Annotated in this window: 2 protein-coding genes; one reads left to right on the top strand and one right to left on the bottom strand. The window is 55.2% G+C overall.

All coding sequences use genetic code 11. From position 1 onward, the window contains the following. Positions 1-279 (top strand): P-loop NTPase (locus tag ABYT07_RS20245; RefSeq protein ID WP_372993810.1); only part of this gene is annotated, 279 nt, incomplete at its 5' end. 97 nt (positions 280-376) lie between these two features. On the opposite strand, the gene ABYT07_RS20250 is transcribed toward ABYT07_RS20245, so the two are convergent. After that, positions 377-2020, bottom strand: coding sequence for a BCCT family transporter (locus tag ABYT07_RS20250; RefSeq protein ID WP_372993811.1), 1644 nt, complete (start codon positions 2018-2020; stop codon positions 377-379). Positions 2021-2909 lie beyond the last annotated feature (889 nt).

The raw sequence follows: 2909 nt of genomic DNA on the forward strand, positions 1-2909 counted from the left end.
GACATGTTCAACACGCTGAAAACGCCTGTGCTGGGATTGATCGAAAACATGTCGATGTTCGTCTGTCCCGATTGTGGATCAGAGCACGAGATTTTCGGCCATGGTGGCGTCGCGTCCGAAGCCGAGAAGATCGGCGTACCCTTGCTGGGCAGCCTGCCGATCGATCTGGATACGCGACTGGCTGGCGACGGCGGGACGCCGATTGCAGCGGGTGACGGCCCTATGGCGCAGGCCTATGCACGCATTGCCGAAGGCTTGATCAAAGGTGGCATGGCTTAAGGGGCCTTGCTGCTAATTAAACGGACATCGCTAAACGCAATGCGCCCCGCAGATTGACCTCTGCGGGGCGCATTTTAGATAGCTCTGTGCCGTTGGCTTAGGTGTTCGCCAGCTCTGCACGCAATCCTTTGTAGACCGCATAGCACATCACCAACAAAACAATGGTGAAAGGCAGCCCCGTCGAGATGACCATGGATTGCAGCGACTTCAGGCCACCTGCCGACAGCAGCAGCACGATCGCGACTGCGCCCTCGAAGATGCACCAGAATACCCGCTGTGGCACAGGCGCATCGACCTTGCCGCCTGCCGTGATCGTGTCGATGACCAACGAACCGGAATCAGACGAGGTCACAAAGAACACGATGACCAGCACGATACCGATCAGCGATGTGATCCCTGCCAAAGGCAAGCCGTTCAGCATCGCAAACAGCTGACGTGGCAGTTCGGCGTTCTGTGCAGCGGTGTACCCGTCTTGCACAACCTGCTGAATGGCAACGCCGCCAAAGACGCTCATCCACAGAACGCAGACCAGACTGGGGATCAGCAGAACACAGGTGATGAATTCGCGCACGGAACGGCCACGGCTGACCCGGGCGATGAACATGCCAACGAAAGGTGACCAGCTGATCCACCACGCCCAATAGAACGACGTCCAGCCTTGGCTAAAGTTCACGTCCTCGCGGCCCAGCGGGTTCGAAAGTGCGGGCAGGTATTCAAGATAGGCCAGCAGCGATGATCCGAAAGTTTTGAGGATGATCAGTGTCGGACCCACCAAAAGCACGAACGCCAACAGCAAGAATGCCAGACCCATGTTCAGCTCTGACAGGATCTTGACGCCGCCATCAAGCCCGCGCAGCACGGATACCAAAGCAATCGCCGTGATCCCTGTGATCAACAGAACCTGCGTTGTCGCGCTTAGCGGCACACCGAAAAGTTCGTTCAGCCCGGCATTTGCCTGACTGGCCCCGAACCCAAGCGATGTTGCAAGCCCGAAGAGCGTGGCAAATACGGCAAGGATGTCGATGATATGGCCGGGCCAGCCCCAGATGCGTTCACCCAAGATCGGATAGAACGCAGACCGGATCGTCAGCGGCAGCCCTTTGTTATAGCTGAAAAGCGCCAGCGACAGACCGACAACGGCATAGATCGCCCAAGGGTGCAGACCCCAGTGAAAGATCGTGGCCGCCATGCCAAGGCGGATCGATTCTGCCTGATCGCCCGCAGCGGCACCCAAGGGGGCCCAATCTGTGCGCAAACCGTCTTCGCCAACCGCGGCACCACCAAGCGAGCTTGAGAAATGCGAGAGCGGTTCGGAGACGCCATAGAACATTAGTCCAATGCCCATGCCAGCGGCGAAAAGCATCGAAAACCAGCCAAGGTAGTTATAGTCAGGCGTGGCCTCGGCCCCACCCAATCGTACATTCCCAAGCGGGGTGACGATCAGCAGCAGGCAAAAGATGACAAAGATATTGGCAGCCCCGATAAAGAACCAGTCAAACCCTTGGGTGACAGATGAAAAAAGCCAACTGAAAATCGCGCCAGCCTGTTCGGGAAGCGCGAGAGTATAAAATACAAACGCAACGATGCTGATCCCCGAAATCTGGAAGACCGGATTGTGGATATCGAAACCGAACGGTCCAAGCCGGCCCTCTTTGTTATCTTGTCCGATGGTGTAATCGGTATCGATCACATCAGACGCGCCATCCGGGGTTTGGACCCCTGACGCGGAAACCTCTGTCATAAACTGTCCTCCGTTTTTTGATTTATAGCTTAAGACCTAACACCCATGGCCTCAAAAGCAAATTCGGGTAATTCTTCGCGGTTGCTTAGTGTCGGTATGAACCGGGGCGGGTTATCTCAGTGGACCGGTTGGCGTGGGTCGTCACGGCGAGCCTGTCGCGTTTAGGCCACTGTGGTATTGGTCTGGTCTCGGACCCGCTGAACAGCCTGTTGGTCGCACCGTGGGATTTCGTGGGACACGGTCTGGGATTTCATGGGATGGGAAATCATGGGCCATCTGTGGACCTCTTGCGCCACAATTCGCCAAATCCGAATCACTTTTTGGCCAATACCCTTGTTTTTTATTGAACTCGGCAGCTGTTTTGTGGAACAAGGCAAGAACATGGCTTGTGGATAAGTCAGTGGACGAAATTTTATGGGAAATCGTGGGAAAAATACGCCACGAAATTTGAGCACTATATATGGTGTGTGTTGGTTAATTTAATCCACAATAGGCTAAAATTAACTCTATCATCAGCTCTACATGTTGGTTTTGATCCCTGTGCAAAACCATATACAGTGCGAATTCCCCAAAAAAATTGTGGACGCCCATGAATTCCCGTGGCATCCCTAGTGCATCGGATGAGAACGAGACACGGGGCACCAAACGACCCCAACGACCAAATAAAACTCTAGCAGGTTCATACAGGCACCTCGCTTTCATCAGACCAAGAGATCCGGCGCGCGAGCGAGCAGACATCCCCCCAGGTGGCGCGCGCAGTCGGACTTCCCCGCAAATGCGGGATACGCGGCGGGTTGATCAGTGGCAGCAGATCAACCCGCCGTTTTTACATCAAACGTCGGGCACCACCGGGGAAATGAAATTCAGGCGCGAAACGCGTCACGAGGCA

It is taken from the genome of Sulfitobacter sp. (assembly GCF_041552635.1).
In the GTDB taxonomy this organism is placed as follows: Bacteria; Pseudomonadota; Alphaproteobacteria; order Rhodobacterales; family Rhodobacteraceae; genus Sulfitobacter.